1 protein-coding gene is annotated in these 241 nt (G+C 74.7%); it reads right to left on the bottom strand.

Going from position 1 to position 241, the window contains the following annotated elements; genetic code table 11:
• The coding region (locus SB773_RS34260; protein WP_410594969.1) for a hypothetical protein at positions 1–241 on the bottom strand (241 nt) is incomplete at both ends.

Below are 241 nucleotides of genomic sequence, written 5' to 3'. Positions count from 1 at the left end.
ACCGTCGGGGCGAGCGCGTAGGCGAGGGCGCCGAAGGCGCGGAGCATGCCGCGCGTGGTGAGGCGCGCGGCGGCCAGCCAGGCGCCGAGCGCCGCGAGTGGCAGTGCGACGATCCACAGCACCACGAGCGACAGGGACGGCTGCCAGAACGTCAGGGTGCCCAGCACGGCGAGCACCGCGGAGAACGGGTCGGCGGCTCCGGTGAAGCCCAGGCTCACGTCACGCCAGCCGTAGCCCAGGT

Origin of the sequence: Bacillus sp. SIMBA_074 (assembly GCF_046534555.1) — a bacterium.
GTDB lineage: Bacteria > Bacillota > Bacilli > Bacillales > Bacillaceae_G > Bacillus_A > Bacillus_A mycoides.
This window is presented reverse-complemented; position numbering and strand designations above follow the sequence as displayed.